The sequence below is a fragment of the Pseudomonas fluorescens genome (assembly GCF_002837185.1).
Classification (GTDB): Bacteria; Pseudomonadota; Gammaproteobacteria; order Pseudomonadales; family Pseudomonadaceae; genus Aquipseudomonas; species Aquipseudomonas fluorescens_AM.
The window spans coordinates 19,799-45,145 of the sequence record NZ_KZ478013.1 but is presented as its reverse complement, the minus strand read 5'-3'; the positions used below and the strand labels follow the sequence as shown (position 1 = coordinate 45,145).

General features: G+C 57.2%; 23 protein-coding genes and 3 pseudogenes. 13 read left to right on the top strand and 13 right to left on the bottom strand.

Going from position 1 to position 25,347, the window contains the following annotated elements:
• Positions 1–92: 92 nt before the first annotated feature.
• The 4 genes from CIB54_RS21565 to CIB54_RS21550 all read left to right on the top strand — a co-directional run bounded on the left by CIB54_RS21565 (position 93) and on the right by CIB54_RS21550 (position 3,413).
• Entirely contained in the window at positions 93–332 is a 240-nt protein-coding gene (locus CIB54_RS21565; RefSeq protein WP_065952603.1) for a hypothetical protein, read from the top strand.
• Between the two features lie 159 nt (positions 333–491).
• A complete protein-coding gene (locus CIB54_RS21560; protein WP_101220897.1) occupies positions 492–1,637 on the top strand; it encodes a sensor histidine kinase in 1,146 nt (381 codons plus the stop codon).
• Positions 1,638–1,775: 138 nt separating this feature from the next.
• A complete protein-coding gene (locus CIB54_RS21555) occupies positions 1,776–2,723 on the top strand; it encodes a hypothetical protein (protein ID WP_101220896.1) in 948 nt (315 codons plus the stop codon).
• A gap of 69 nt (positions 2,724–2,792) precedes the next feature.
• The gene (locus tag CIB54_RS21550; protein WP_101220895.1) at positions 2,793–3,413 is read left to right on the top strand and encodes a hypothetical protein; all 621 of its coding nucleotides are present in this window, start codon (positions 2,793–2,795) and stop codon (positions 3,411–3,413) included.
• A 711-nt stretch (positions 3,414–4,124) separates the two neighbouring features.
• On the opposite strand, the pseudogene CIB54_RS21540 reads toward CIB54_RS21550, so the two are convergent.
• Positions 4,125–4,663: pseudogene (locus CIB54_RS21540) on the bottom strand (GNAT family N-acetyltransferase).
• Between the two features lie 171 nt (positions 4,664–4,834).
• Here CIB54_RS21540 and CIB54_RS21535 point away from each other — a divergent pair.
• Positions 4,835–5,455 carry a LysE family translocator gene (locus tag CIB54_RS21535; protein ID WP_065952597.1) on the top strand — a complete coding sequence of 207 codons (621 nt, stop codon included), beginning with the start codon at positions 4,835–4,837 and terminating at the stop codon, positions 5,453–5,455.
• Positions 5,456–5,510: 55 nt separating this feature from the next.
• Here CIB54_RS21535 and CIB54_RS21530 read toward each other — a convergent pair whose 3' ends face one another.
• Both CIB54_RS21530 and CIB54_RS21525 read right to left on the bottom strand, forming a co-directional pair.
• Entirely contained in the window at positions 5,511–6,725 is a 1,215-nt protein-coding gene (locus tag CIB54_RS21530) for an aldose 1-epimerase family protein (protein WP_101220894.1), read from the bottom strand.
• Positions 6,726–6,934: 209 nt separating this feature from the next.
• Positions 6,935–7,372 (bottom strand): GNAT family N-acetyltransferase, encoded by a 438-nt coding sequence (locus tag CIB54_RS21525; protein WP_198557212.1) that lies wholly within the window; start codon positions 7,370–7,372, stop codon positions 6,935–6,937.
• Positions 7,373–8,099: 727 nt separating this feature from the next.
• Here CIB54_RS21525 and CIB54_RS21520 point away from each other — a divergent pair.
• Positions 8,100–8,332 (top strand): annotated as a pseudogene (locus CIB54_RS21520) (DUF6124 family protein).
• 278 nt (positions 8,333–8,610) lie between these two features.
• Here CIB54_RS21520 and CIB54_RS21515 read toward each other — a convergent pair.
• The 3 genes from CIB54_RS21515 to CIB54_RS21505 form a co-directional block, all read right to left on the bottom strand.
• Positions 8,611–9,264 (bottom strand): hypothetical protein, encoded by a 654-nt coding sequence (locus CIB54_RS21515; RefSeq protein ID WP_101220892.1) that lies wholly within the window; start codon positions 9,262–9,264, stop codon positions 8,611–8,613.
• A 179-nt stretch (positions 9,265–9,443) separates the two neighbouring features.
• Positions 9,444–11,075: an AAA family ATPase gene (locus tag CIB54_RS21510; protein WP_232790590.1), complete on the bottom strand. Its 1,632-nt coding sequence runs from the start codon at positions 11,073–11,075 to the stop codon at positions 9,444–9,446.
• A gap of 224 nt (positions 11,076–11,299) precedes the next feature.
• Entirely contained in the window at positions 11,300–11,815 is a 516-nt protein-coding gene (locus CIB54_RS21505; protein ID WP_101220891.1) for a GNAT family N-acetyltransferase, read from the bottom strand.
• Between the two features lie 119 nt (positions 11,816–11,934).
• On the opposite strand from CIB54_RS21505, the pseudogene CIB54_RS21500 reads away from it, so the two are divergent.
• Positions 11,935–12,405: pseudogene (locus CIB54_RS21500) on the top strand (GNAT family N-acetyltransferase); the annotation flags it as partial.
• Positions 12,406–12,592: 187 nt separating this feature from the next.
• On the opposite strand, the gene CIB54_RS21495 reads toward CIB54_RS21500, so the two are convergent.
• Positions 12,593–12,847, bottom strand: coding sequence for a hypothetical protein (locus CIB54_RS21495; protein ID WP_101220890.1), 255 nt, complete (start codon positions 12,845–12,847; stop codon positions 12,593–12,595).
• Between the two features lie 425 nt (positions 12,848–13,272).
• On the opposite strand from CIB54_RS21495, the gene CIB54_RS21485 reads away from it, so the two are divergent.
• Both CIB54_RS21485 and CIB54_RS21480 read left to right on the top strand, forming a co-directional pair.
• Positions 13,273–13,767 (top strand): hypothetical protein, encoded by a 495-nt coding sequence (locus CIB54_RS21485; RefSeq protein WP_232790589.1) that lies wholly within the window; start codon positions 13,273–13,275, stop codon positions 13,765–13,767.
• Positions 13,768–13,836: 69 nt separating this feature from the next.
• Positions 13,837–14,652 carry a hypothetical protein gene (locus tag CIB54_RS21480; protein ID WP_101220889.1) on the top strand — a complete coding sequence of 272 codons (816 nt, stop codon included), beginning with the start codon at positions 13,837–13,839 and terminating at the stop codon, positions 14,650–14,652.
• A gap of 73 nt (positions 14,653–14,725) precedes the next feature.
• On the opposite strand, the gene CIB54_RS21475 is transcribed toward CIB54_RS21480, so the two are convergent.
• Positions 14,726–15,778 (bottom strand): DUF1176 domain-containing protein, encoded by a 1,053-nt coding sequence (locus CIB54_RS21475; protein WP_101220888.1) that lies wholly within the window; start codon positions 15,776–15,778, stop codon positions 14,726–14,728.
• A gap of 235 nt (positions 15,779–16,013) precedes the next feature.
• Between CIB54_RS21475 and CIB54_RS21470 the strand changes: the two genes are divergently transcribed.
• Positions 16,014–16,565: an ankyrin repeat domain-containing protein gene (locus tag CIB54_RS21470; RefSeq protein ID WP_101220887.1), complete on the top strand. Its 552-nt coding sequence runs from the start codon at positions 16,014–16,016 to the stop codon at positions 16,563–16,565.
• 123 nt (positions 16,566–16,688) lie between these two features.
• Here CIB54_RS21470 and CIB54_RS21465 read toward each other — a convergent pair whose 3' ends face one another.
• The 3 genes from CIB54_RS21465 to CIB54_RS21455 are packed head-to-tail and all read right to left on the bottom strand — an operon-like array spanning position 16,689 to position 19,154.
• Positions 16,689–17,357: a hypothetical protein gene (locus tag CIB54_RS21465; protein ID WP_232790588.1), complete on the bottom strand. Its 669-nt coding sequence runs from the start codon at positions 17,355–17,357 to the stop codon at positions 16,689–16,691.
• Positions 17,358–17,390: 33 nt separating this feature from the next.
• On the bottom strand, positions 17,391–18,722 hold the full coding sequence (locus CIB54_RS21460; RefSeq protein ID WP_232790587.1) for a M48 family metallopeptidase: 1,332 nt from the start codon (positions 18,720–18,722) through the stop codon (positions 17,391–17,393).
• A 3-nt stretch (positions 18,723–18,725) separates the two neighbouring features.
• Positions 18,726–19,154 carry a hypothetical protein gene (locus CIB54_RS21455; protein ID WP_101220886.1) on the bottom strand — a complete coding sequence of 143 codons (429 nt, stop codon included), beginning with the start codon at positions 19,152–19,154 and terminating at the stop codon, positions 18,726–18,728.
• Positions 19,155–19,327: 173 nt separating this feature from the next.
• Here CIB54_RS21455 and CIB54_RS21450 point away from each other — a divergent pair, with 173 nt between their 5' ends.
• Positions 19,328–20,275, top strand: a complete 948-nt coding sequence (locus CIB54_RS21450; RefSeq protein WP_101220885.1) for a helix-turn-helix transcriptional regulator — start codon at positions 19,328–19,330, stop codon at positions 20,273–20,275.
• A gap of 89 nt (positions 20,276–20,364) precedes the next feature.
• Here CIB54_RS21450 and CIB54_RS21445 read toward each other — a convergent pair whose 3' ends face one another.
• Positions 20,365–22,386 (bottom strand): methyl-accepting chemotaxis protein, encoded by a 2,022-nt coding sequence (locus CIB54_RS21445; RefSeq protein WP_101220884.1) that lies wholly within the window; start codon positions 22,384–22,386, stop codon positions 20,365–20,367.
• Positions 22,387–22,712: 326 nt separating this feature from the next.
• Positions 22,713–23,606, bottom strand: a complete 894-nt coding sequence (locus CIB54_RS21440; protein ID WP_101220883.1) for a LysR family transcriptional regulator — start codon at positions 23,604–23,606, stop codon at positions 22,713–22,715.
• A 94-nt stretch (positions 23,607–23,700) separates the two neighbouring features.
• On the opposite strand from CIB54_RS21440, the gene CIB54_RS21435 reads away from it, so the two are divergent.
• The gene (locus CIB54_RS21435; RefSeq protein WP_101220882.1) at positions 23,701–24,906 is read left to right on the top strand and encodes an MFS transporter; all 1,206 of its coding nucleotides are present in this window, start codon (positions 23,701–23,703) and stop codon (positions 24,904–24,906) included.
• A 16-nt stretch (positions 24,907–24,922) separates the two neighbouring features.
• The gene (locus CIB54_RS21430; protein WP_065952578.1) at positions 24,923–25,309 is read left to right on the top strand and encodes an ester cyclase; all 387 of its coding nucleotides are present in this window, start codon (positions 24,923–24,925) and stop codon (positions 25,307–25,309) included.
• The last annotated feature ends 38 nt before the right edge of the window (positions 25,310–25,347 follow it).

The window sequence follows — 25,347 nt, the reverse complement described above, 5'->3', positions numbered from 1 at the left end:
GAAACTCTCGCACCATCCTTCGGTCGATGCTTTCAAGAGGCCGACAGTGCCTCTGTTGCCTTGTGTGTAGTGAATGCCTGCGGAGAACGGCCATGAAAGAAGCCTTGAACGACTTGCCCGGCCCTATAAAGCGACAGGCTGACAGAATTCTGCGTGAGATCGAGCTGGCGGGGTCGATGATTCTTGCCGTCAAAGGCGGTGCCAAGGCCCAGGGCTTTGTGTTGGGAATAACCTGCTGTGAAGGGCTCACCCCGGAGCGCTGCGAGCAGCTGGCAAGCCATTTTGACAGCGTGGTGGAACAAAGGCTGCGGTCGCTGACATTGGGGCTGTAGCGTCAGCCCCATGAATGCTGTCTGTGCACCGATGGGATCAGCGGCCTCACGCTAGCGGCCGGGCTTTAAAAGCGACGAACAACCTCCTACACTGCCGGGCATTGCCCCTTCATCTTTGCAGCCTCGCTTTTCTGCCCGCCTCCCATCAGGATTACAGACATGCGCCTGCCCGACTTCATTCTGGAAAACCTCGAGCCGATTCTGCAGGCCTGGGAAGATTTTGCCAGAACCCTCGACACCCCGGGCGAGGCACTCGACAGCGTCGCGCTGCGCGATCATGCCGAGCAGATGTTGCTGGCCATCGTCAGCGACCTGCGCACCAAGCAGACCCGCCAGGAGCAAATCGACAAGGCCCAGGGCCTGGCCCCGGCGGATGATCAGGAAACCGCGGCGGAAACCCATGCAATGACGCGGCTGATGGCCGGGTTCACGATCGATCAGATGGTCTCGGAATACCGCGCGCTGCGCACCAGTGTGGTCAGCCAGTGGATGCGCCAGGTCAAGGACGGCACACCGATCAACGTCGACGACATGACCCGATTCCACGAGGCCATTGACCAGGCCCTGGCCGAATCGATTGCCAGCTATTCACGAGCGGTCGAGGCCTCGCGCAATATGTTCCTGGGCATCCTCGGCCACGATCTGCGCACCCCACTCGGCGCAATCCTGCTGGGTGCCGACGTGCTGCGACGCTCCCAGGACGCCGGAGCCCGGGCGACCAAGATCGCCAATCAGGTCTACACCAGCGTGCGCCGAGCGAGCCAGATCGTCGGCGACCTGCTTGACCTGACACGCTGCCAGATGGGGCCGGGCATCCCGGTCAAAACCGCCGATATAAACCTCTCGCCGCTGTGTCAGCGGGTGATCGAGGAAATTCGCGCGTTTCATCCCGAAGCCATCGTGACGTTCGACGCGAACACAAGCGTGTCAGGCAAGTTTGACGGCGGGCGGATGGAGCAGGTGTTTTCAAACATCATCAGTAACGCGGTGCAGCATGGCGACACCACACGGCCTATCCAGGTCGAGCTGGGTATACAAGAGGATTTCGCGGTATTCACCGTGCACAACAGCGGTGAAGCGATACCCGAGGATGCGCTCCCGTTCATATTCAACCCCATGGGCCGTTTTTCCCAGCGTACCGCAATCGACCACGGCCCCACGGAGGGCCTGGGCCTGGGGCTGTTCATCGCCTCGGAAATCGTCGCCTCCCATGGTGGGTCGATTGAGGTCAGCTCCGACACGGAACAGGGCACGGTGTTTCGGGTGAGAGTGCCGCTTGATAGGCAGGAGCCCGGCGTTGCCTGAAGTCGATTATCCCTGACGCTGGCAGAGACACTTTGCGGCGGGCAGACGCAGTAAGACATAATGCACCCGCCTGACTACAACGGGCGTGGTGACTGTGCTCTGGGCCAGCAGGTTCGATAATTTAAAAGGAATTTAAGTATGAAAATAGAGCCGCCTTTCGCGCGTCGCTTCTACGCGTCTCCTATACCCAATTTCGACAAGTTTGATCCCTGCCGAGGGGTTGAAGGATATTGCACGGCGATCCGAAAATTTCTCATGCCAGACTCATCACCCGCCAGCTTCAGCTTTGCGGAGTTTGAGATCGTATCGCGCACTTACTGCAAAGGCTCGGTCTTTTCAAGAGTTCGAAAACTCAGCGAAGAAAAACTTGACAAGCTGTCATCAACTCCTCTAATGGTCGATGACTTCTTCCCCCCAACATCCAACGCCGGGCAAGTCCGTGCCGGCCGCTTCAACGCCGAGGGCGAACGCAAGCTTTATTTGGCCGACCATCCGTTTATTGCATTAAAAGAATGTGGCATCAAGCCTGGCGACTATTTTCTATTCAGTTATTTTACGTTCAGCAAAGATACACACTTCACGTATGCAGCCCACGACGGCTCCAGATTTTCACAACTGCTGAGTTCTTTATTTGCCACTAAAGACGAAAGATTTTATGAGGTTATCAGACGGGTCTACAACGATTATTGCAACTATGAAACGCATCACGGAATCGCTTACGACTCCGTAAAAGTACAGAGAAACCAGCAAGACGCCACTTGGGGGACAATTGACTCTGTCACGAACCTCGCAATGACCGAGGACAAATTTCCCGCCGCGCGCCTGCACGCCGGCTGGCTTGCCCGCTGTGACGAGCAGTACCGCCCATGCTACGAGCAGATGCTTTTGCCCACTGCAAAGAAGAAAAGACAACTTCTCTCTGTGCCCTACTTCGGTAACGAATCGATGTTTTTGTCAGCGCACCGAAACGTAATGAAAAAAATCCAGCAGATCAGAAAGAAAAACGAAATCCTCATCCAGCGAGAAGATTACGAGGACATCCACGCCACCCCATTCAAGTTACTAACGCAACAGGGATATATGTGAGCGCTCGGCGCGCACGCGTCCCAACACCTAACCACATTGGCGCTCGAATACGCTCTACCGGAGAAATAAATGCAATTTGCCGTAGCCCTGATCGAATATCTTATTTCCGGCGTAGTCGCCTCAGCGTGGCTGACCGCGATATTCCATCATTACTATCCGCTGCCACTCGATAGAATAAATGATTACAAAGAGGTTTTTATTATCATTTACCTGCCCATCACTTACATTTTGGGCATTTACATCGACACCACGTCCTCCTATCTCATAAGAAGAAGTGGAGAAATATTCAGCCTACTGGATGAAAAGCTGACTATCGCCGAAGGCGTTCGAACTAAGCTCGTTTCAATATATTTTGCTATTGCCGGGACGCCGAAGAAAGACTCCTATGAACGAAGCGCGGCAATTCTAGCGCGTTCAGTTCCAGATGCCGTCAGGACAATGGAGGCCTATGTCAGCAGAGACCGAATTGCCCGTGGCGCCGCCCTCAACGCTTTTGCAGGAGCCGTCACCGCATTTTTTTATGCGCCCCCTGAGTACCAAACCGTCATAACGGTCATCTGCTCCGTTACATGCGTGTATTCGATCATTATGCATAAGCGATTACGCCGCCTTTCATCACGATTCAAAGAGGTCGCACTGTCGAATCTGGAGAGGATTAAGTCGACTGAAGCGGACGAGGTCAAAGGCTAGACAACTTCCGGCACCAGCGATTCGGAAACATAAGCCCAGCCACGCCCGATCGCAGGAAGGTGACCCCACAGGCGCGGGCATTGGAAGCGCATCTGTATGATGGGCAATCTCAGCGCCATCCTCATGATTAGAACAAACAGAGCACGCAAAAATTGAAGGATTTTTTACAGGAGAACAGGTTAAAAAAAGCAGCGCTCCTGGCGATCATATGTTCACTGTTTGGTGCCTGGATACTTTACATGCTGTGGGCCGCGCGCATTGGCATGCGCACGGTTCTAATGGCGTCAATCCCTGAATGGACCACTTATATAACAGCCGGATGTGTCGTAGGGCTGATCTTTGCAGCAAAGGCGTTCTACTCTCGGCCCGCTCAACAGACATCAGCACGGGCCGTAGACCCTTTTTTCGGCGGATTTTGCTTGGGTTTTGCGTGTTCCTTAAATATTTACGCCGTCTGCGCTTACCTATTGCCCGGGGACGTCATCCACTACGAATCGGCGTATGAAATCACTTACCCAGGGCCCGCCGCTGGCAAATTCAGCCGTTGCGAGGCGGGCTTGCGCATCAAGGATATAAACACCGGACGCTGGACTGAACTCTGTACAAACCCATCGGATTTAGACAAACAACGGCAGCGCGGCATGGATGCCGTATGGGTGACTGCCCGGGCAAACACAGTGGGTTCTTATATTGTGGGCTATCAGTTTATTTTCAAAGGAAGCTTGGCTGAGTCACTCGGATTATCGGCAACCCATACCTCACCTCCACCAGGGTGACACCGCCCCTCTCAAGCGTGCGCTCTGTTCCGGTTTGCTCAACACATCCTGCCTTGCGATAAAATCGGATAGCCCTTTCATTACCTGCCAGGACCCACAGCGTCAAACGCTCATATCCTTGCGCCATCAGATCCCGCAGGCCCGCGCGCCACAGGGCCAGCCCGACGCCTGTTTGCCAATACCGGGCCAACACATAGAGCGCCATGACCTCACCGGCATCTGCCCCAACGGCATCGTCATCGCGGCTCGCGCCGACCGATATCCAACCGACAATCTGCTGGTCCAACTCCGCAACCCAGACGTCGACTCGCCCGATGCAATCAAGCGGCGCCAATGCGTTTCCCGTTGAGCCAGCGTTGTATTCAGCGCGCTCAAGTAATGGGCAGGCATCAGATCGCGATACGCGTCTTGCCAACTGCTGATATGCACCTGGGCGACAGCCTTGGCGTCGGCAGGTAACGCTCTGCGGATCATGGGTTTGCTCCATCTTGCTGTCGTCTGACTATGCACGCGACCCTGTGACGAAATTAAGTTTGACTAGGGGTAATACCCGCTGGATAACGCCCGCTTTCGGCGCACGGATTGCCGCACCGCCCCAACAACCCTTATTCTCGACACTCCCGCCCGACCCACTCCGGAGCCGCCATGGACCTCGCCACCCTCGCCCTCTTCCTGCCCGCCTGTTTCGCCCTCAACATGGCACCCGGCCCCAACAACCTGCTGTCGGTGAGCAACGCCACCCGTTACGGCTACCGCACCTCCTGCCTCGCCGGTATCGGCCGCTTGCTGGCCTTCGCCGGCATGATCGCCCTCGCCTCCGCCGGGCTGGCGGTGGTGCTGCAAACATCGGAGTTGTTGTTCTACGCGATCAAGCTGCTCGGCGCGGCGTATCTGTTTTACCTGGCCTATCAACTGTGGCGTGCAGACCCGCAGGCAGAAGCGGAAACGGCGACGAAAAAAGTCGGCTTATGGGCCCTGGCGCGGCAGGAGTTTCTGGTGGCGGCAGGCAACCCCAAAGCCATCCTGATCTTCACCGCTTTCCTGCCGCAGTTCGTGGTGCCCGGCCAACCCATCACCGCGCAATTCGCTTTGTTGGGCGCACTGTTCCTGGCCCTGGAATGGATCGCCATCAGCGCCTACGCCTACATGGGCCTGCACATGCGCCGCTGGTTCGCCGAGCCGAGCGGCAAGCGGCTCTTCAATCGTTGCTGCGCGGGGCTGTTGTCGGCGGCGGCGGCGGTGTTGTTGACCGCGCGCCGGGCGTGAACCCCGCGCCTGCGTGTGCAAGCAGTGCAGGCGCCCGACCGCGCTTTAGCTGGCCTTACTCCTTGGTCAAATCAACCAACGGCGTCTGCCGCACCTCGGTCTCGCGACCCGCCTGAATCTCGCTGACCTGCTTCAAGGCCTTGTCCACAGCCGCCTTATCCGCCAACAAGCTGTAGCTGATGCGGAACTGCTTGTGTTCCTTGGCCCCGATGGTAGGTACCAGGTTCAGCGGCCGCTGATAACGACGGTTGTAGGAAAAACTTGTCCCCGGCTCCAGCCCCGTGACATAGCCCTGCCCTTGGGTATCGGTGTTCTTCCACAGGGAAAATACCGGCAGTGTCTGCGTATTGAAACCAACCGACACGCCCAGGCTGCCGGCCTTGTTATGCAGCACGGTCAAGGTATCGCCCTTGGCATCGGCATAGGGCACCACGTTGTAAACCGTTTCGTCGTAGTCCTTGGTGGGTGCGCGGTAGGTTTGCCAGTCGGCCAATTCGCCCTTGGCCTTGTCGTTGAACGGCGACACCTGCTTCACCGGCGCGGCGAACTGCGCGCCCTGCTCCAGGAACGGGGTGCTGAAGTTACTGTGATACAGCGCCTGGTATTCCTTCGGATAGTCGCCGTTGTTGGTCAGCGTGTCGTTGAGCGCGAACACAACGCTGCCGGGCTCGGTGACCAGTTCGGTCGCCACGGAGAAGTCGACCTTCTTGAACGCCTGCTCTTTCAGCTCACCGCGCAGAGTGATGGCGTACGGCGGTTTTTCATCGATGTGCAGGGTGACTTTGTTCGCAGGGATATTCGCCGCCCGACCATGCAGGGTCAGCAATTCGCCATTGTCGATGCCCGGGTGACCGACCCATTCGTAGCCGCAACGGGTGACCAGCTCGTTGAAACCTTCCAACCAGCCCAGCCCGCCGCGGCCAGTGAGCTCGATAAAGGAAGGATTGACCACTTCCTTGACCGGTGAATCCCACCCCATGCGCACCTCGCCGACCGAAGCCTGCAACACATTCATACCGCGAGTTGGCACTACCGAGAGCTTCATCGTGCCGTTATCGATGTCGACAATGCTCACGCCCTCCTGCCGACCGCCGTGCAAGGTGCGCAAGGTTACGCTGAAGGGTTTGTCGGTTTGCACGCCGAGTTGCTGGCTGGTGACCTGCCAGTTCTGGGCGGCTTTGTCGGTGTCGAGGAGCACGTAGTCCCAGGCCATGGCGTGGGAGGCGGCAGAGAGTGCGCTGAGGGCGACAACGAATTTGAGTGGGGTCATGGCGATAGCCTTTTTTGGAGTTGTGTGCGATTTATAAACTCGATGAAACGTTTCAGCAAGCTTAAAAGGCGGTATCTGGCCAAGCGCTGAAAAGGGGTTGAGGCTGTAGGTCGGCTCCCTTGGTGCCCTGAGCTATACGCGAATGAATCTGAACGTGCAGTGCAACCTGTTAAAAGCTGAGTCACCGATTCTTGCCGATGCCCAACAACTCAAAGGCTTGTGACCTGCACGATATGGCTCGCATGAGCGTCTTCTATTCGAATGAATCCGCAGCGCAGGTAAAAAGTGTTCCCCTGGGAGGTGTCGGTGTAGAGACGCACACGTTCAAAATGCACTGCGGCGTGGGCAAGCAATGCGCCAACCAATCTGCGGCCAACCTCTTGCCCGCGTGACGCAGGCGCCACATACACACGTCGCAGCCTTCCTGTACGGTCATGGGTGAACGGATCAACCGACAGGCCTCCAATGCCCACAAGCTGCTGGTTCAGATAAGCCGCCATGAGGCATTCGCCAGGCGCATCAAAGCGATGGGTGCCTGATTGCCATTCTGAAGTCAGCCGGGTGAGAAACCTGAAGCCTTCTGCAACTGCCGCTTTTTCCAGGTCGAGGATTTGGGGCGGCAGATGCGTGATCCGTTGAATCTCCATTGAGGTCAATCTTCTCCTGACCGGGCGCGAGACCCTTCTGAGGTCTCTGGGGATCTTGATGTGGGCCGTGGGCACGCCAGTGGCAGCTATCGACTAAGGCTGTGTGAAAACGCAGACGTCAAATCACAGTTTTGTTGCTTATAAAAAGCGGCACAAATTTGAAGCCAGCCTTGACTATAAACGCCGTGACATAAGGTAGTGCTCTTTCCCCCCAGGCCTCAAAGCGCTCCAATACTTTCCAGCCAGGCTGGGTGTAATAACTGCTTTGGCTGTAGGTGTGCAAGTACAAACGGGGTCAGGCCACCACTATATAGAGTGTGGTCCGACCCTGGCTTTCTGATTAATAGTGGTCTGACCCCTATAGTGCATGACCCCTATAGTGCACCGCAGAGCAGCGCCTGAAGGCAAAATCCGATTCCCTCGCCGCGGCTTGCTCCATTGCCTACGCGTGCGTCAGAATCCGCCGGCTTGTGCGCTGGGGTGGCCGTCTCTAAGGTGGCTCGGTCGCTGAATTGTTCAGTGATTCGGGTTTAGTAGCCTGAGCTTGGGTATCTATTAGTGCATGAGTTTCATCAGTCAGACAGTGCGTCTGTGCTTGATGGTGGCTGTGCGTAGGGCGTCTCCGGGCGCGCCGGCTTTAGATATCCACCGGTCTACTAACCTGCGTACAGCTGCCACCCACTGTTTAGTAGCGGAAAGGTGGTGGCATCACTCAGGATGTCTACTCATGTCAAAAGCAGATTCAAGTGCCCTCTTCAACGTTGCCCCAACGCCAGTAACGAAACCCTCATCACCAACAGCTACGAAACCTTCACCAGCGTCAGCACCCTGCTGCTCGACTTGTCCGAAGACCTCAACGGCAAACACCGCGACATCGGCCTCGCCATCCACCAACTGAGCGAACTGGGCGTACTCCTCACCGCCAGACTCCTAGACCGCGAAGCGCCCTGCCCTGGCTGATGATTAACCCTTCGACTCAATAGCTAGATAACTCGCCGCGTCGTCGTAAGCCACGTACAACGACTCGGCGATTTGTTCTTTGATCACCTTGGTGGACTCCAGCCCCAGCACAAAACCCTCTGCGATGACGAAAGCGGCAAATGCTTTCGGCCAATAGCGGACGTCGAGTATCTACCAAGCGGGTGCTATTCACTTTCCCCTTGGCGTCTGCTTCTTGGTTGAAGGCATATGCCAAGGCCTACGTTATCGCCTTGACGGAGCTAAAGGAGCGGGGGCACCTAGCCCATACGGTTGGTGTGCGGAGCCAGTAGCTCGTCGACGGAAGTCGTTATGCGTTTAACCACTGGAGCTAACTCACGGGCGAGCCCGCGTATTCCTTCCGCGTTAGCATCCATCCCCAGCATGGCAGCCATGTACTCGACGCTGCCTTGGAAGAGTTCCTGTTGCAACTTCTGAGGCATATCTCGGTCCTGTGCTAGATGTGAATCCAGCAGATGACGAGCGTGTTGAAGCGCCTTTTCGTAGTCACGATTGTTCATCTCAATCATCGCTATCATGCCTTTGGCGCGCATGTAAAACCGAACAACGTCTTTGGCCTGGTCGTACGGCAGTAGATTGAGCGCTTGTGGGGCAGAGTTGAAAAAGGGAAACGGTGAGTCCCCAATAGGGAATATCGCGAGGTAGGGTTCATCTGCGGCCTGAGCGAGTATCTCACTTCCCATCTCACCCTCAAAGATCTGCCACGCCGTCTCTATCTCAGTGCGCAACAGCATCAATGTAGTGACCATTTTTTCATGGTCGGCTGCCGCTTCCTTCTCGAGCGCCAACCGATGCGCATGATTGGTTCCCTTGAGTGTACAAAATCCGCCAATGCCTGCGCCGATAAGTCCTACAGACAAATTAACGAGCGTATCGATACTGGGGTAATCCATTGCTTCGGTCCTTGTTATTCCCGTTGTACTTGAAATCTATCTGGCTTTCGACGTGATGCCGAGTGGCGGTTAGTGGCCGACTTCTGCCCGTCACGGAGGGCAGATAAGACCCCAAGCTGCCTTTATCAACAGGCAGCAATAAATTTATTATTATTGTTTGCCGAAATCCTGGCTCGATCTCACCCCAACTGCGTAGCAAGATTGCTCAATTTCATCTTTAGCACATTGCGCAGATTGGAGTCAGTATATACGCGTCTCAATACAGCTCTCTCATAATCATCACGGCTGTTGAAACGAAGCCCCTTGGCAATGCCATTTAGAACGCCCGATTCGCGAACTGGATACCGGCTCACAATCTCCTTTAAATTATTGGTCTCAATCAACGCTGTCAGACGTTCAAGCTCGTCGGGGTATGGCGATCTGAATGTGATACTTATGTCACCAGCGTCATGACCCATCAACTGTTGACGTGTAGGTATCATCGAAAGCAGGCGGTCTCTCATGTGTCGCTCAGCAAGGCGACTTGCGAGATGTTCTTTCTTACCCTCACTTTTCAGCGAATCGATTGCACGCCTTGTCGCATCGTCCAATAGTAGTTGGGAGGCGACACCTAAGGTTTCTGCCTGTAACAAGGCTACTGCGCTTTGAGCTTCCTCAGAATAGATCAGGCTTTCAACAGAGAAAATCGGCAGCGGGTAGATACCCCCATCTTCAAACTTACTCATTTGGTCTGCGGACATTCCATCATGATCGATCAGGCCGAATGCTCTAGTTCGATGGACTCCTTCAACTGCGCGAAGCCCCTCAACAGCTCTTATTACGTCTTTACAAGACTCCATCGTTCTAACCGAAACTTCCGGGAATAGCAGCGAGTACAACGGTTGATCCAAGCTCGTTTTATCATCTCCCTCAATGAAAAGAAGCTTGCGTCGAGCGCCGGTCACATCGACCCATAACCATTCTGGAATTTTTTCTGGATCATGGATAACATCAACATCCCATGAAGAGATGTTTTCATTTTGCCAAACGCTGCCGCGCACTAGAACGATCTCCCCGCCTTTTATGGCAATAGGTAACTCAAGTTCGTGGGTACAAACCACGAAACCGCAGTCGGGACGCGTCAGTATCAGCGCTTTGATAAGTGCGATGACGATTGATGGATGAAGGTGAAGCTCAGGTTCGTCAATTAGGAAGACTGTGCCCGACGGTGCCGCAACTACCTCGGCTGAAAAAATAAGTGCAGATCGCTCCCCGTCGGACATACGTGCATAGCTGTACAGTGAGCCGGCTTGGATAGCTCGTAATTCACCGCCGGCGACCTGTAGTTGCACTGCTAGATTGGCTTGAGACAATACTGAGTTGACGATATCCAGCGGGGAATCATCAGCCTGAAGCCGCACAATCGCCAAAGATCCTGGTCCCTCGGCTTTTATCTGATTAGCTGCGTCTAGTTTGTATTGAGTTTCAGCTGCTTGAAGGTCATGAATGGCTTTCTCGTTTCGAGTCGTACCCGATAAGGACTTCCATCTGCTATCCGGCGAATCGTAATAACTCTGATTAGTGCCGAAGTCCCGACGAGATGCGGGAGTCATGGACAAACTTTCGTGATCGAAATAGCTTGGCCGAGACCCCGGCATATAGACGCATTGCCCTCTCCACTGCGCTGCAAGATTATTCACAAGAGCCGACTTTCCAGTCCCGTTGCGCCCCAGAATGAAAATGGGCCGTCCAGCTTTCACTCCGACACGAATGGGTTCCAGTTGCGTTGGAATTTGCATTTCAACTAGCAGATGGTTTTCTTCTCTTTCCACGTCGGATCCTTCGATTTCGCTCTATCAAGAATTCTTGATGGTAGCCCAATTGAAGGCATAGCCAAACTGTAGGCAAATCATATTTCTGGAAATCTACGCTGCGAGATTCGCGTGCTTGATAAACATTCCTTTTTCTGAATATGGATGTAGCTCATGGAATGACCGGTTCTGGCCGGTTTCTGCCGTTCGTGAAGGACAACAATCGGCAAACCTGTTACCCAGAGTTAACCCCCCGGTATCTGGTACACAACCGAATCATATTTCTCCGTCATTCGCCTCTCAATGACGACTCCCCCCAAAGCTTCGGCAATACGTCGACTCGCACGATTCTGCGTCGCAACAGGGTAGATGAAGCACTTCGCCGCCACCCGCTTGCTAGCCCACTGAACAACCGCGCGCACCGCTTCACCACCAAAGCCCAGCCCGTGCTTATCTTCACGGATCCAGATACCCAACTCCGGTGTTTCACTGCCGGTATGGTGCAGCCCGACCAAGCCGGTAAAACGGGCACTCACCAGTTCCCTGACCGTGAACACGATGTCGCTGCCATCCGCTATCGCAGGCAGCCACTGCTCCCAGACTTGCGCGTACTCTTCTAGCGAGGCAGGCGGTTCCCAGGACATGTAGCGAGTCAGAGACGGTGTGAGACAAGGGAAAGACTCAGCAGCGTCCTGTTCGCAGAAGGGCTCAATACTAAGGCGTTGCGAGAGAATGCGGATTGGGTGGGTGTCGACTGGCATTGCAATTTCCTTCCTGGCGGCCGTTACTCCATTTATGCCGTGAACATACCATGCGGGTCGCTTCATCAGAATCAGGCTCTCTATACTGAGCCCCCAGGATGGTAGTTGGAGCACACCAAATGCCCGTCACACCCAATCAAAATTCCCCCATCATTTTGGTCCCCGCTCAACAAAGCGACTTGGATACTCTGGTAGCCATTCGAATTGAGGCCATGCGCGAAAGTCTGGAGCGTGTTGGGCGGTTTGATCCGGTCCGTGCGCGGGAGCGGTTTCTTAGCGGCTTTGAAGCTCGCTACACACGTTACATCGAGGTATCTGGAGAGAGGGTGGGTTTCGTAGTGGTCAAACATCACCACAATGAACTCTTGCTCGATCATTTGTATGTAAGGCCGAGCGCGCAAGGATCAGGGGTGGGGTCTGCTGTTCTCACGCAGATTTTCAAAGAGGCGGATGCAGCTGCGCTTCCTCTTAAAGTGGGCGCTCTCAAAGAAAGCGCTTCCAATCGCTTTTATACCCGCCATGGCTTCCAGTTCATCGAAAGCAGTGAATTCGACAATTATTATGTTCGTCAGCATGTTCCGGCGATTGGCCCAGCCTGCCAGCTGGATATGATGCACCTCGGCGTACGCAAAGCTGTGCCTTTTCAACAGGCTCGTTTTCAGTTTGGCCAGCCGGGTTCAAACGCTGCAACGCGACCAGGCACTGGCCACCGTTCAACAGAATCAATTCATAGTCCTGACCCGCCTTTGGGGTGAAGCGGAAGGTTTGCTGGCAGGGTTAGCGGCAGTGGTAAGGACTCTCGCTGCGCAGTTCCTCGCCGGTTTTGGCGTCGCGAATGATCACCGTCGCCCCTGGCGCGTTAAGGCAGAAGGCGTTGCGTATGGGGTAAATGTTATGGCCCTGGGCAACGAAGGTCCCGAGCTTTGTTATCTGAGCGCCGGATGCGTCGTGAGCCGTCACGGTGTACTCACCCGACATGGTCACGCAGCCGCTCAGCGCCAGAAGCAAGGTGGCGCAGATTGCGTACTTCACAGGTGATGTCCTTAAAGCGTTCAATGCGATTGCTCCAGAAGTGGGCGAGACGGTCCAACACCAGATCTGCCCTCGCCGCCCGAGCGACGGCGGCCTGCTCTTCATTGCCGACGGTGGCCGCTACCCACGCGCCCGCCCACTTTGCCAGGAGGATGGCGGCAGTGCCATCTTTCTACCGAAACGAGCAGAGCATAGTGGTGCCGGCAGGCAATGGCGAAAATGAATAACTCAACCTATGTACTGTGACTAGGGTGATAGCCGGCAGCGGCAACCAGGACCACTGCGCAAGCTATTGAAATTGAAGGGTTGCAGGCTGGATATGTGTTAGTTCCTGCAGGTAGTGAATTCGCTGTTCATCCGATGTGTCAAAAAGGCAACCCTTGGCTTAAAGAATTCTGGTCACCTGCCGTTATAGAGGTTGAGTCTTGCTGTCTTTTCTATACAAGACGACGCGCAAGGACAAGAGTCATAGTGATTATCAAATTAAAGGGATATTTATGAGATTCGCTAAACTGTTCGGGGCAGCAACTCTATTCGCCTCTATGATTGCATCTGCCCAGGCAGGCATAATCGTCACCGTCAAGGTAAAGAACTCTACGACCGGTCCAGCCGCCTACACCTTCGAGTACTTTTCAGGGAGTGTAGCCCCCTCCCCAAGTACGATTCTGCCGTCTGCAACGACCACATTTGCCCTGACCAGTGTGGCGGATACGGTTTCAGGAATGCGCTTCGTCTATACGTCAGGTAATAAGAAATGTCGTTTTGCAGCAAGCCACCAAGTCAATCCAACGACTAAAGCTCCTAGCTGGACTAAAATGGGCACCAGCACTGGTTCTGATATGGCTACTTGCAATGCCACTATCACAGCCATTCAATCGACGCCTCCCTATAACTACACTGTCGAATTTGAAATCAAATAATCCGACATTTGTATAGGCACTTTAGCTAAAGATAGCTCTCGATCTATCTCCAGCGTATGGAGTATCACCATGGATATTTCGATTAAATCGTATCAAGCAAGCACACAGGCAAAAGTGTCTACACAAGAGAAGCCGCCTTCGTCCAACCCTGTAAATTTACCTTCAGGGGATGTCGCCCTCAAGACGACGGAGACCGTCACAATCTCCGATTCTGCACGGGCACTGTACGCATTAAGTAACGCTGATGATAAACAAGCCTCTATGTCCAATAAGGATTTAAAAGGACAATATGCAAAAGGTCAGAGCGATATGTACAATTTCGGGCAGCGGATTGCTGGCGGGAATCTTGATAATGAGGACCTGCTTCCCAAAACAGACGACCCTGCCCGTTTGGCGTTAGGTCAGCAGTCACTGGATTACGCAATTGGGCTTTCTAAACTCCCCCCGGAAAAACTTCCAAACCCGTTTGAAGGTATGGCTCGAAACGGGCTAAGCAATATTGTTTATGATGATTCAGGAACCTATACGGATGCCGAACGATATGCCGCCTATGGGGAGCTTAGTAAGCAGGATGAAACCTATTTTTCCAAGTTGTACGCCACTATCACGAACGGCGGTGACAACAGTGAAATCTTCAAAGGCATCATGGACTATTTCGATGATCTTCCAGCGGTCGAGAAAGCGGCATACCCTGATGGCTTTAGGGACAGTATCAAAAGTCTTTACCAAGAGCAGTTAGAACACTCGGGGCCGCTCGCCCTTCTCAGGCAATCGACTGAAAACGACGCTGATACATTGGCACCGAGCGTCTTCAACAAGGCACAATCACCGGAGAAGATGTTACAAGCCGTCTTAGAAAAAGCGATTGCTCTTTCGACGGCCTGACCAGTCCAAAGCAACCAATGTGTCACTGCACGGATCAATCAGGAACGTCAGCATGGTGGGATATCCGACAGTATCAGCGGCTTGCCTGGGTACGCCACAGCACAGGCCAGTACACCTGATCCAGTCCCATGCACGGGATCATTTCAGCCGCATGCGTCAGCGTGAAACCCTTACCATCGTAACGCCAGCGCAGCGCAGTGCCACAATTGCCCATACTCATCGCCCTTACCTGACTGCTAAGTTCACCCGTGGCCGGATCAAACGCTACAAAGCCCTGGGGCTCTCTTTCCGGCAGGTTTGGCACGTCGGCGATCAGCGCCGCACGCGCCTGCTCCGGGTGGTCCAGAGGCGCCTGGTAAATAGTGTAGAAACAGTTGTAGGCCCCACAGCCGGTTTCGATGATCACTAGCGCTTGATCTGAACTCAAGGCATACGCTTTGGCTTTTGGCGCGATACCTTCATTCAGATCTTCCTGCCAGTCCTTGCGCGTGGCGACCACCACGGCATCCGTGATCTCTTTTGCTTTGTCCGGCGTCAGCGCGGCAGGTGCCTGCCAACTTGGCGCTAGCGGAGCGGCGGCGGCTTGCGGCACGCTGCCAGCGGGCGCCGGCCCCTTGGAGATCAGGGCGTCCTGCGTGCCGACCCGCCCCTGGACCGAGTCCATCAGCAACAGCGCCGCACTCATCCCGCTTAGCGATGCGTACGATTTATCCTCCTTGAACGGCAGTACCAGGTAGTTCCCGTTGCGCAATTCTGTGATCAGGGCTTGGGCTGACTTACCGTTCAGCGCAAACACCTCGGGTGTATCGCCTTCTTTCAGTTCGCCAGGCTCAAATTGAGACTTCAGCGGTTCGTCATCAAGTGTTGGCTGGCCGAGGGGTTTCGTGTAGCTGAACACCCCGACATGCAAGGCGCCCTGCGGGCCGGCTTCACGTGTGATTCGTACGCTGAACGTTGAAAAACCAGTGTCATCGCGCTGCTGCACGGCACTGATGGCCGTGCATGTTCGTGTGTTATCGCAGCCGATAATCCAGTCCTTGATTTCGCGCTCCAACGGCACCTTCTCGGCCGCGTGGACGCAGCCAATGCCTGCAGCCAAAAGGAATATGAAAGTGCTTCGTATCATCAGACAGACGCCTTTGAACCAGTAAAAGCCTATTAGGACAGAATTATTTGCTCATACCTATTGCATGGCCGTCAGTCACAACAGAATTGCCGTAATGAACAATCGGCAATAAAAAAAGGGGGCAGACTTTAAACAAATGAAAAACTGATATGTCGCAGCGTTACCTCCATCGTAGATAATCCCGCGCAACCTGATCCCGATTAGAACCACACTGTCGATCATAGGTCGTAAACGCATGAGCGCTCTGAACTATCTGATAAGTCAAATCTACGAGCAGGCCAAAAATGGAGACTGGGACAGCGTTATGTCGCAGTGGATGCAAGAGCCTTTGCTCGGCCGGCTTTGCAGCCTGTACCAGGCGCCCTCCTCCGGCTGGACATTCTTGCACCAAGCCGCTTATTTCGGGCACGAGGCTGCATGCATTGAACTCATTCGCCTTGGTGGTTCAGCTGCCAGGCAGAGCGCCAAAGGGAAGTCCGCAATTGAGGTGGCTCGGGAGCATGGACACAGTGAACTCGCTCTTCTACTGGATCGGTCAAGCTTTGAGGATCGCTCCTTGTGGTCAGTTCCGTCCAACCCAGCTCTGCTGCCCAGCAGTAACCTTTTCCAGGAGGCGAATGAGCATCGAGCGAGTACGTTGATGCTCGTTGCCTATGCGGGAGGAGTGGTACAAATTCCCAGCGACGCCAGGTATTACGCAGATTCGTTTGGGCGCCCGCTGATTGGATGGCATGGCACATTCGATCCTCCCTGCGGAATGGACGGTGAATCGATGCTGCGTATGTGAAATGCCCTGTCTATCGGCCTTGCCCATCGCATACATGCGGGGCCATACAAACAGGGTCAGACCACCACTATCTGAAGTGTGGTCTGCCCTGATTTCATGACCCAGATTTCACCGTACAACCACTCAGGAATCGCTCCGAGTGCCCTGGCGCAGCGCATCAAGCTGTCGTTGCGCGTGGGCGGCTTGGCAATAGGCGTTGAGGATGTGTGCAACCTGGTCGCAATCCAGGGTAACGCCCTCATGCATCAGGCCGGCAGATTGGATGCGGATCTGCGGCTGGGGCTTTTTCAGGGCCAGGGCCTGGTTGCCGAACAGTTGTCGCGCGGAGCGATGAACAGGCAGGGGCGCATCGGGCCGCAACATCAGTTTCTGCACCGTCAGCCAGCCTTCCTCACCGGCGCAGACGTCGACAATGTCCACCAGATTCAACGGTGCGCTCAGGGTGTCTACAAACAACTGGCGGCGGGTCAAGCGCATAAACGCGTGTTGCCCGGCGTTGCGGTGCTGCCAAGTGATCAATACAAACACCACCGCCATCACCGCGGCACACACGGCCAGGCCGGTGGCCCCGCGATTCAGGGCGTACCCCAGCAAGCCCAGGGCAATCAGCAAAAACAGCGGGCCGCGCACCTTGTACCGGCGCGAGTTGGTGAATTCGGTCTGTTCGGGGACGCGCTGGATAACCTGCTCGAGTTCGGCCATCGCACGCTCGCGCTGGGCGTCGCGGGATTCGGCATATTCCTGGCTGAGTGAACTGGCGAGATCCGACAGCGGATCGAAGGGTTGGGTCATGGGTCATTCTCCTTGAGCGTTTGGTATCTGCGGTTATCCGGGCTGCGCGGCAGCCAGCGGCGCCGTACGGGTGAGTTGGCTGAACCAGTGTCGGTCGTGCTCGGTGGGCACGCGGGTGGCCTCGGCCAGCAGCGCCTCATCCAGCGTTACGCCCAGTTGCTGGAGGCGTAATGCCGTCGGCGGGTGTGTATCGAAAGGGTGCGCGATGGCGTGGTCCAGCGCCGCCTCGTTCAGGCGCAGCGGCGCGTGGCTCAGGTGGTCGGCCAGGGCCTGGATCAGGTTGGAGTGACGCTCGGCGAGCAGCGTGGCGATTTCACCGTCCAACGCGATCACCCGTAACAGCGCCTGGCAGAACAGGCGCTCACCGCCGATATTGGCGCCCACCCGATCCGCGACCAATTCCTGAGCGCGTCCCCAGTGATGCACCGCCAGTTGAAAGTAATGCAGGAAACGTTGCGTCATCCAGATCGCCGGGCGCTCGATCCACGCCGGGTCGGCATCCTCGGCACGGATAAACGCAAAGTGCAGGCACATCAGGCTGAATTGCGCACCGATCTGGCTGCCGCGCTCGGTGTCGCGGCGGCTGAAATGGCCCAGCTCATGACCGATGATCGACGCGGTCTCGGCCTGGCTCAGGGTCGAGAGGTAGGTCAGCGGCAGGTACAGGGTACGCCCGCAGAGCAAGTCGCAGGCCGGTTGCAGGGCCACATTGACGCTGGTGACGAAAAACGATTGGTCGATGCCCACCACGATATGGTCGGGCACCGGCGCGCAGGTGGCTGTGGCCAGTTGTTCAATCCACGCCCACAAGGCCGGGGCCTTGTCACGCCCGATCCTTTGCCCCAGAAGCGCCGAGGACGGGCTATCCAGGGCATGCCATCGCTGGCGCAGACGCCCGATCAACAAACATCCCGCCCACAGCACCGCAATCAGCGGCACCGCCACCACCAGCATGAACGCGCCACCGGCCTTGAAGTGGTCCCAGCCCCAGCTCAGTTCATACACCAGGCTCAGGGCCAACGCGCCCACCAACAGCCCGGTGTACGCCACCAGCCAATGCCCCAAGGCACGCCAGCAGAGGAACAGGCGGTCGTAGAGAAAATCCCTGGACTTCAGCGCGCGCCAGGCATCCAGCCTCAGCTTGAGCCACGTCGCAGGTCCGGCCACCAACGCGGCGAGGGCCAGCCAGTAGGCCAGCCCCGCCAGCACCTCAAGCACGCGCAGCCAAGCGTAGTCGCTGCCCATACCCTGTGCTTCGCGCAGCACGTCATCGACGCGCCCGCCTTGCACACTGGCCCAGCCCATCAGTACCAGCGGCAGCAGCAACATCGTCAGCGGCCACGACCACCGCGCGAACCGGCCCATGGCTCAGTTGGCCTGCAAATAATCGGTCAAAAAAGCCTGTGCATTGCCTTGGCTGGACAGGAACTCGTCATAGCCGACGTTCAGCGCCTGCGATTCGCCAGGCAGGTACAGCTCGCCCCAACCTTGTTGCAGCACCAGCACCACGAATTTCTGGCCGTCCACGGTGGTGGAATAACGGGTGTCCTTGCTGGTCTTTTCCACGGCCATTTTCTGGATCTTCATGTTCCAGTCATGGTCCACGCCCTCCACCTGCACCAGCGCCTGATTGTCACCGCGCGCACCGATGCGCAGGGTCCAGACTTTCACGCCGCCTTCGCCGGCATAGGCCAGCACTTTTTCCGCGACTTCCGGACGATTGTCAGCATGGGCGAGGCCCGCGATCACGGCCAGAACCAGGCCCAGCAGCGCTGCCCACTTGCGATACATCAACATTTATGGCTTCCTCGAGAGTTGAAAGCCAACCATTGAAATCAAAGCTCCGGCGCGTGCCAAGCGGCCCGGCCGTGGCGCACAACAATAAGGCCGTGAGTCACAACAACTGATCGGACTGCCCGATGTCGATATCATGCAACGCTGCCCACCAGCCCTGACGGACGCTTTTACCAATGGACCGCCGCAACCCCTATCTGGACACCCACTTCTGCTTCGATCACCCAGAGGCCCTGGACCAGGCCGGTGTATTCGATGCCAGCGCGCGGCAGGTCATCGGCAGCGCGGTCGGCCATTACCGCGCGCAGACTGTGCGGTCGCACCTGCAATATTTCGACTGCGATTTGCAGTTCCCCGAACCGTTACGCATCCACAAGGTGCTGCCCGACAGCGTGTGCATCGTGCAGGTACTGAATGGGCAATGGCAGCATCGGGTAGACGGTCGGCTAAATGAATACACCCTCGGCGCGCCTCATGTGCTGGGCTTGAGCGAAAGCATGGAAGCCATGGACCAGATGCCTGCCGGCAGCCATGCGCGCATGGCCGGGCTGCGCATCGGCGGCGACTACCTGCGCGAATTGGCCGAAGAAGACCCGACACTGCAATCGCTGGCCAGGCTGCTCGACGATGGCATGCACTTTTCAGAACTGCACGGCTGCCGTGTCGTCGGGCGTTTGTTCGAGCGCCTTTATCACTCGCCCTACCAGGGCACGTTGGAACGGCTGAATCAGGAAAGCCTGAGCCTGGCCGTGCTGGTCGAGCTGGCGACGCACCTGGCGCCACAGCCGGCCACCCCTGAGACCGCGTTGCGCAGCCATTCGGACCTGGCACACGAAGCACGCTTCAAGCTCGACGCCAACCTGATGAACCCACCCGGCACTCTGGCGCTGGCACGGGAACTGGGCGTGGGTGAAACCACCCTGAGACGCGCCTTCAGCCGGGTGTACGGCCAGTCGATGCTCGATTACGTGCGCCAACAGCGCCTGGAACTGGCGCGCAACCTGCTGCGCCAGCGCAAATGGCACGTGGCACAGATTGCCCACCGTCTGGGCTACGCCAACCCTGCCAACTTCAATCATGCCTATAAGGCGTATTTCGGCCATCCGCCAGGGGCGCAGTCCTGACGTTCGCTACGCCCCGCAGCCGCTTTGATGATGCTTTTTCAACCGATTATTGCGGATAAGCGTTGTAGCCCTGGCGACTCGACTTGCGCCTACGCATGGGTGAGCCCGGTCAACGTATCCGCAATGGTTTTAGTGCGTTGCGCCGTACCCTCGGTCGCGCGGCTCGACGCCCCCAGTGCATCGAGCATTTCGCGCAACGCGCCGACGCCGGTGGATTGGTCTTCGATCTGCTGGGCAACACGCTGGATCTCACTGGACAGCAGGTCAATATCCACACCGATTTCCGCCGCATTCTTACGGGTGATTTCCGCCAGTTTGCGCACTTCATCCGCCACCACCGCAAAACCCCGGCCCAGGTCGCCCGCGCGCGCCGCTTCAATAGCGGCGTTAAGCGCCAGCAGGTTGGTCTGCCCGGCGATCTGCTGGATCACCTGCACAATCGACTGGATACGCAAACTCGACCCGGCCAGCGTGCGCGCGCCTTCCACCGCCACATCCGCCTGGCTGGAAAGCCCTTCCACCGTTGTCCCGGCCTGGGCAGACACGGCGTTCTGCTGGTTGATCGTACCCACAAGTTCATCCATCGACGCGTGCAACTCACCCGAGTAATGCTTGAGCTGCGCGGCGATGTCCTCCTGCTGACGCTCGGCATGGGCCAACACCATGCCTAAATCTGCCAAGCCTTCGAACACCGGCAGGATATTGCGGTCCAGCCCACGGGTATTGAGGGTATTGCTGAAGTCATTGTTCTTGAACGCGGTAATCTGCTTGACCACCACATGGTTCAACCCCGCCAACTTCTTCACCTGGCGCCGTAGGAAAAACGCCTTGAACTCGCCGTAATGGGCGATGAAATTGTCCACGTACTCATCACTGAAACTCGCACCCTTGGCCACCCGAAAGAAGAAAATCGCAGTCAGCGTCTGATTCAGGTTCAAGCCCAAAATCTCCCCAAAGGTCGAAAAACCCGCCAACGGTACATCACCAAAAATGCCGGCCATGCTGGCCAGCTCGGCGCCGTTGTTCAGCCGGCGCAAAATGCAGTCATTCAAAATCCCCGCCACCGGCTGGCCACCCTTGCCGCGCAGGAACTGCTCATAGTCCAGGCGCGTCGCCTCACGCAACGGCGTACGCCGCACCATCACCAATTCCTCGCCCGGCGCCACGTCGCAAAACAACTGCACGATCTGCTGCTCATAATCGATGCGCGCGATGGATCGTACAAACAACTCACTGCCCACCCGAATCGCAAACGAATAGTCCGCCAGCTTCGACTCCAGCGCCTGGGGCACGCAACTGAACGCATCACACAGCGCTTGCACCATGCTCTTGATATTGCCGTTGCTGTCGATCACCTGGTCAATCGTGCGGTCCTCCACCGACGCGGTCAGCACACTGAAGGTCAAATCCGCCGGTTTGAAGTTCTGGCTCTTGAACACCCCAAACCGCACATTTGCCGCCGTCTTCAGGAACACAATCTGCGCATGGTTCTGATAACTGCGCTGACCGTCATGAATCAGCGTCTTCTGGAAATCCGACTTACCCCCGGCCGATCCCCCTACAAACAAACATGGAAACCGCCCCGACTCATACAGCGCCTCCATAAAGAACGACTCCGACGCCGACAACCCGTCGAACACCACATACGCCAACGTATCGCGATGATCAATCGACATGCGTACCTGCACTCGCTTGATATTGGCCACCAACTTGGCAATCCGCTCCTGCATCCCCAACCGCTTACCGCCACCGCGAATGTCCTCACACTCCAACGGCACCATCACCACCTCGGCCGAGGCGATCAGACTGTCGTCGAACAGCTGCAATACAACCCGGTCCCAGCGCTCGCCCGTGGCGCAATACAGCGAATTGGGTGCATTGCAGAGTTCGCCGGAGGTGGTGCACAGGCTGATGGTGGATTGGGGGAAGCGGCGTTTGAGCTTGGCGGAGATTACGTCGATGTCCAGATGCGGCGAGATAAAGCCGGTGATCAGGGTGGGGGTGATACGTAAGGCGGTGAGGGAGGCGTCCAGATCGTTGGCAGTGCTGGTGAGCGTGGCGGTGCCTTGACGATCACCCCGGGCTTTTTTTAGACGGGAGAGTGGGTTCATGTGGTGGACTCGATTTGGGGGGATAGGGGTAGGCACGCGATTGGTAGGGTTATCGGCCGGTTGGGTGGGGGCTGGAGGGGGATGTGACGGATGGACGCGGTTTTAGGGAATTCTCCTTTATTGACAGGCCGCTTTGGGCCGAGCGTGAATCGCTCCGGGTTTCGTAGACGCTCCTGGTGTCCGCTTTTAGCCGACTCAAGCCCTTCGTCAGAAGCAGGAAACTGCGCAGTTCTTCGCCGGTCCCGGCGTCACGAATGATCACCGTAGCACCCGGGCTTAACCGACATATACCCACTATCCGCCAAGCGATACAGCCAGGGATATCGTCAACCCTCATGCCGCTCCAGCAAAAAATCCACAAACGCCCTCACCCGCGCCGGCATCGCCGTGCCCCCCACAAACACCGCATGAATCGGCTCCACATCCTCCGGGTTATAAGCCTCCAGCAACGGCACCAGATCCCCGCGTTCAAGATCCTGCGCCACGCTGAACGTTCCTACCCGCGCAATCCCCGCCCCCAGCTTCGCCAATTGCGCCAATGCCTCGCCGCTGTTCCCTTCAATCGTTCCCGCCACCTTTAAAGAAAACTCCCGCCCGTCCATGCGAAACGGCCAGTCGGGAGCCGCCCGGCGGAAGTTGAAGCGCAGGCAGTTGTGCTGAAGTAGGTCCTGCGGCGTCACCGGGGTGCCGTGCCGGACCAGGTAGTCCGGGGAGGCGACGATGACTTGGCCGGTGGCGCCGATATGGCGGGCGGTCAAGGGGCTGTCGGGGAGTGGGCCGAAGCGGATGGCCACGTCTGCCTGGCCGCCGAGGATGTCCACCACTTCGTCGCCGAGCATCAGGTCGACCACGATGGCGGGATAGCGGGCGCTGAAGGCGGCGACCAGTGGAACGATGGTCATGCGGCCATGGGCCAGTGCCGCGCTGACTCGCAAGCGGCCGCGTGGGGCGCCCTGGTCGGTGATGGCGTCTTCGACTTCGGCCATGTCCGCGAGGATGCGCCGGGCGCCGCGCAGGTAGGCTTCGCCTTCGGCGGTGAAGGTGATGGCGCGGGTGGTGCGCAGCAGTAGCCGGGTGCCGATGCGCTGTTCGGTGCGGGTGATGATGCGGCTGATGGACGATGGCGTCAGCCCCAGGGCGCGCGCCGCGCCGGACAGGCTGCCGTGTTCGGCGACCAGGGTGAACACTTCCATCTCGCCTGAGCGGCCGGCCATGTCCATTTTTGCCTCCTGCGCAAAGGTGTAGTTCCCAACCAGGGGCTACTGCTGGAAAAGGCTGGATTGTAGCATTCGGCACACAGATGAGGAGTCACCCATGCGTATCAATCCACCCCTTGTAGCGTTGTCCGTCGGTGCCTTTGGCATCGGGGTCACCGAGTTTGCACCCATGGGCATGTTGCCCGGTATTGCCGCCGATCTTGGCGTATCCATTCCCGCCGCCGGGCTGTTGGTGAGCGCCTACGCCATGGGCGTGCTGATCGGTGCGCCGATCATGACGCTGGCGACGGCCAGGGTGCCGCGCCGTTATCTGCTGATCGGGCTGATGGCGATTTTCACCCTGGGTAATTTGCTGTCGGCGCTGGCGACCAATTACCAGACCTTGATGATCGCGAGGCTAGTGACGTCGCTGAACCACGGGGCGTTCTTCGGCATTGGCGCGATTGTGGCGGCAAGTGTGGTAGCACCGGAAAAGCGCGCGGGTGCGGTCGCGGCGATGTTTCTGGGGCTGACCCTGGCGACCATCGGAGGCGTGCCGCTGGCGACCTGGTTTGGTGAGAACTTCGGCTGGCGCACGGCGTTCTGGGGCATCAGCGGGCTCGGCGCGGTGGTGATGGCGGCGCTCTGGTGGGCATTGCCGAATGCGCCCGCGCCCAAAGGCGGCAGCCTGATGGCGGAGATTCGCGTGCTGGGTCGCGGGCCGGTGCTGGCGGCATTGGCGCTGACGGTGGTGGGCTCCAGTGCGATGTTTACGGTGTTCACTTACATCGCGCCAATTTTGCGCGACGTTACTCACGCATCGACTAACTTCGTCACTGGCATGCTCGTGCTGTTCGGTATCGGGCTGACCCTGGGCAACGTGTGGGGCGGCAAGTCTGCGGACCGCTCGGTGGACCGTACGCTCATTACGTCGTTGGTGGTGTTGATTGCCGTGCTGCTGGCTTTCTCGGTGCTGATGCAATGGCCGCTGCCGGCCGCCTTGTCGATCCTGCTGTGGGGCGCCGCCAGCTTTGCCCTGGTGCCGCCGTTGCAGATGCGTGTGATGGAGGCCGCCAAAGCTGCGCCCAACCTGGCCTCGGCGATGAACATCGGCGCCTTCAATTTTGGCAATGCGATTGGCGCGGCAGTGGGCGGCGCGGTGATCAACGCCGGCTTGGGCTATCCGGCCATTTCCCTGGCCGGTGCGCTGATGGCAGGGCTGGGTTTGCTGATGGTGCTGGGGTTGGGCTGGCGTTCGCGGCGTAAGGGGTCACGCACTTGCGCCGACATCCATTTGCCGACGACAGTGGATGAGCGCGTTTAACCGAAGAGAGTAGCCCATGACCCGCGACCAACTCGCCAGCTTCTACGAAAGCTATATCGATTGTCTGAATCGCCAGGATTGGCAGCACCTGGGTGATTTTGTCCACGCCGATGTCACCTACAACGTGAGCCGGGTCGGCCTGGAGGGTTACCGGGCGATGCTGGAGCGGGACTTCCGGGAAATTCCCGATCTGGTGTTCCGTATTCAGTTGCTGGTTGCCGACCCGCCGACGGTCGCCAGTCGGCTGAACTTTCGGGTCAGCCCCAGGGGTGAGTTTTTCGGGCTGCCGATCAATGGCAAGACGGTCGTGTTCGACGAGAACGTGTTCTATGAATGCGTCGACGGTAAATTCGCTCGCGTCTGGTCGGTGATTGACAAGGCTGCGATCGCCGAGCAGTTGTGAGGCAACGCCCACTGACGGTGTGGGAGCGCTCGAGCCTT

What these genes read in the sequence shown, in the direction of transcription:
- CIB54_RS21565 (WP_065952603.1), top strand. Translation starts at nt 93, where the DNA reads ATGAAAGAAGCCTTGAACGACTTGCCCGGCCCTATAAAGCGACAGGCT.
- CIB54_RS21560 (WP_101220897.1), top strand. Translation starts at nt 492, where the DNA reads ATGCGCCTGCCCGACTTCATTCTGGAAAACCTCGAGCCGATTCTGCAG.
- CIB54_RS21555 (WP_101220896.1), top strand. Translation starts at nt 1,776, where the DNA reads ATGAAAATAGAGCCGCCTTTCGCGCGTCGCTTCTACGCGTCTCCTATA.
- CIB54_RS21550 (WP_101220895.1), top strand. Translation starts at nt 2,793, where the DNA reads ATGCAATTTGCCGTAGCCCTGATCGAATATCTTATTTCCGGCGTAGTC.
- CIB54_RS21535 (WP_065952597.1), top strand. Translation starts at nt 4,835, where the DNA reads ATGGACCTCGCCACCCTCGCCCTCTTCCTGCCCGCCTGTTTCGCCCTC.
- CIB54_RS21530 (WP_101220894.1), bottom strand. Translation starts at nt 6,725, where the DNA reads ATGACCCCACTCAAATTCGTTGTCGCCCTCAGCGCACTCTCTGCCGCC.
- CIB54_RS21525 (WP_198557212.1), bottom strand. Translation starts at nt 7,372, where the DNA reads ATGGAGATTCAACGGATCACGCATCTGCCGCCCCAAATCCTCGACCTG.
- CIB54_RS21515 (WP_101220892.1), bottom strand. Translation starts at nt 9,264, where the DNA reads ATGGATTACCCCAGTATCGATACGCTCGTTAATTTGTCTGTAGGACTT.
- CIB54_RS21505 (WP_101220891.1), bottom strand. Translation starts at nt 11,815, where the DNA reads ATGCCAGTCGACACCCACCCAATCCGCATTCTCTCGCAACGCCTTAGT.
- CIB54_RS21480 (WP_101220889.1), top strand. Translation starts at nt 13,837, where the DNA reads ATGGATATTTCGATTAAATCGTATCAAGCAAGCACACAGGCAAAAGTG.
- CIB54_RS21475 (WP_101220888.1), bottom strand. Translation starts at nt 15,778, where the DNA reads ATGATACGAAGCACTTTCATATTCCTTTTGGCTGCAGGCATTGGCTGC.
- CIB54_RS21470 (WP_101220887.1), top strand. Translation starts at nt 16,014, where the DNA reads ATGAGCGCTCTGAACTATCTGATAAGTCAAATCTACGAGCAGGCCAAA.
- CIB54_RS21465 (WP_232790588.1), bottom strand. Translation starts at nt 17,357, where the DNA reads ATGACCCAACCCTTCGATCCGCTGTCGGATCTCGCCAGTTCACTCAGC.
- CIB54_RS21460 (WP_232790587.1), bottom strand. Translation starts at nt 18,722, where the DNA reads ATGGGCCGGTTCGCGCGGTGGTCGTGGCCGCTGACGATGTTGCTGCTG.
- CIB54_RS21455 (WP_101220886.1), bottom strand. Translation starts at nt 19,154, where the DNA reads ATGTTGATGTATCGCAAGTGGGCAGCGCTGCTGGGCCTGGTTCTGGCC.
- CIB54_RS21450 (WP_101220885.1), top strand. Translation starts at nt 19,328, where the DNA reads ATGGACCGCCGCAACCCCTATCTGGACACCCACTTCTGCTTCGATCAC.
- CIB54_RS21445 (WP_101220884.1), bottom strand. Translation starts at nt 22,386, where the DNA reads ATGAACCCACTCTCCCGTCTAAAAAAAGCCCGGGGTGATCGTCAAGGC.
- CIB54_RS21440 (WP_101220883.1), bottom strand. Translation starts at nt 23,606, where the DNA reads ATGGACATGGCCGGCCGCTCAGGCGAGATGGAAGTGTTCACCCTGGTC.
- CIB54_RS21435 (WP_101220882.1), top strand. Translation starts at nt 23,701, where the DNA reads ATGCGTATCAATCCACCCCTTGTAGCGTTGTCCGTCGGTGCCTTTGGC.
- CIB54_RS21430 (WP_065952578.1), top strand. Translation starts at nt 24,923, where the DNA reads ATGACCCGCGACCAACTCGCCAGCTTCTACGAAAGCTATATCGATTGT.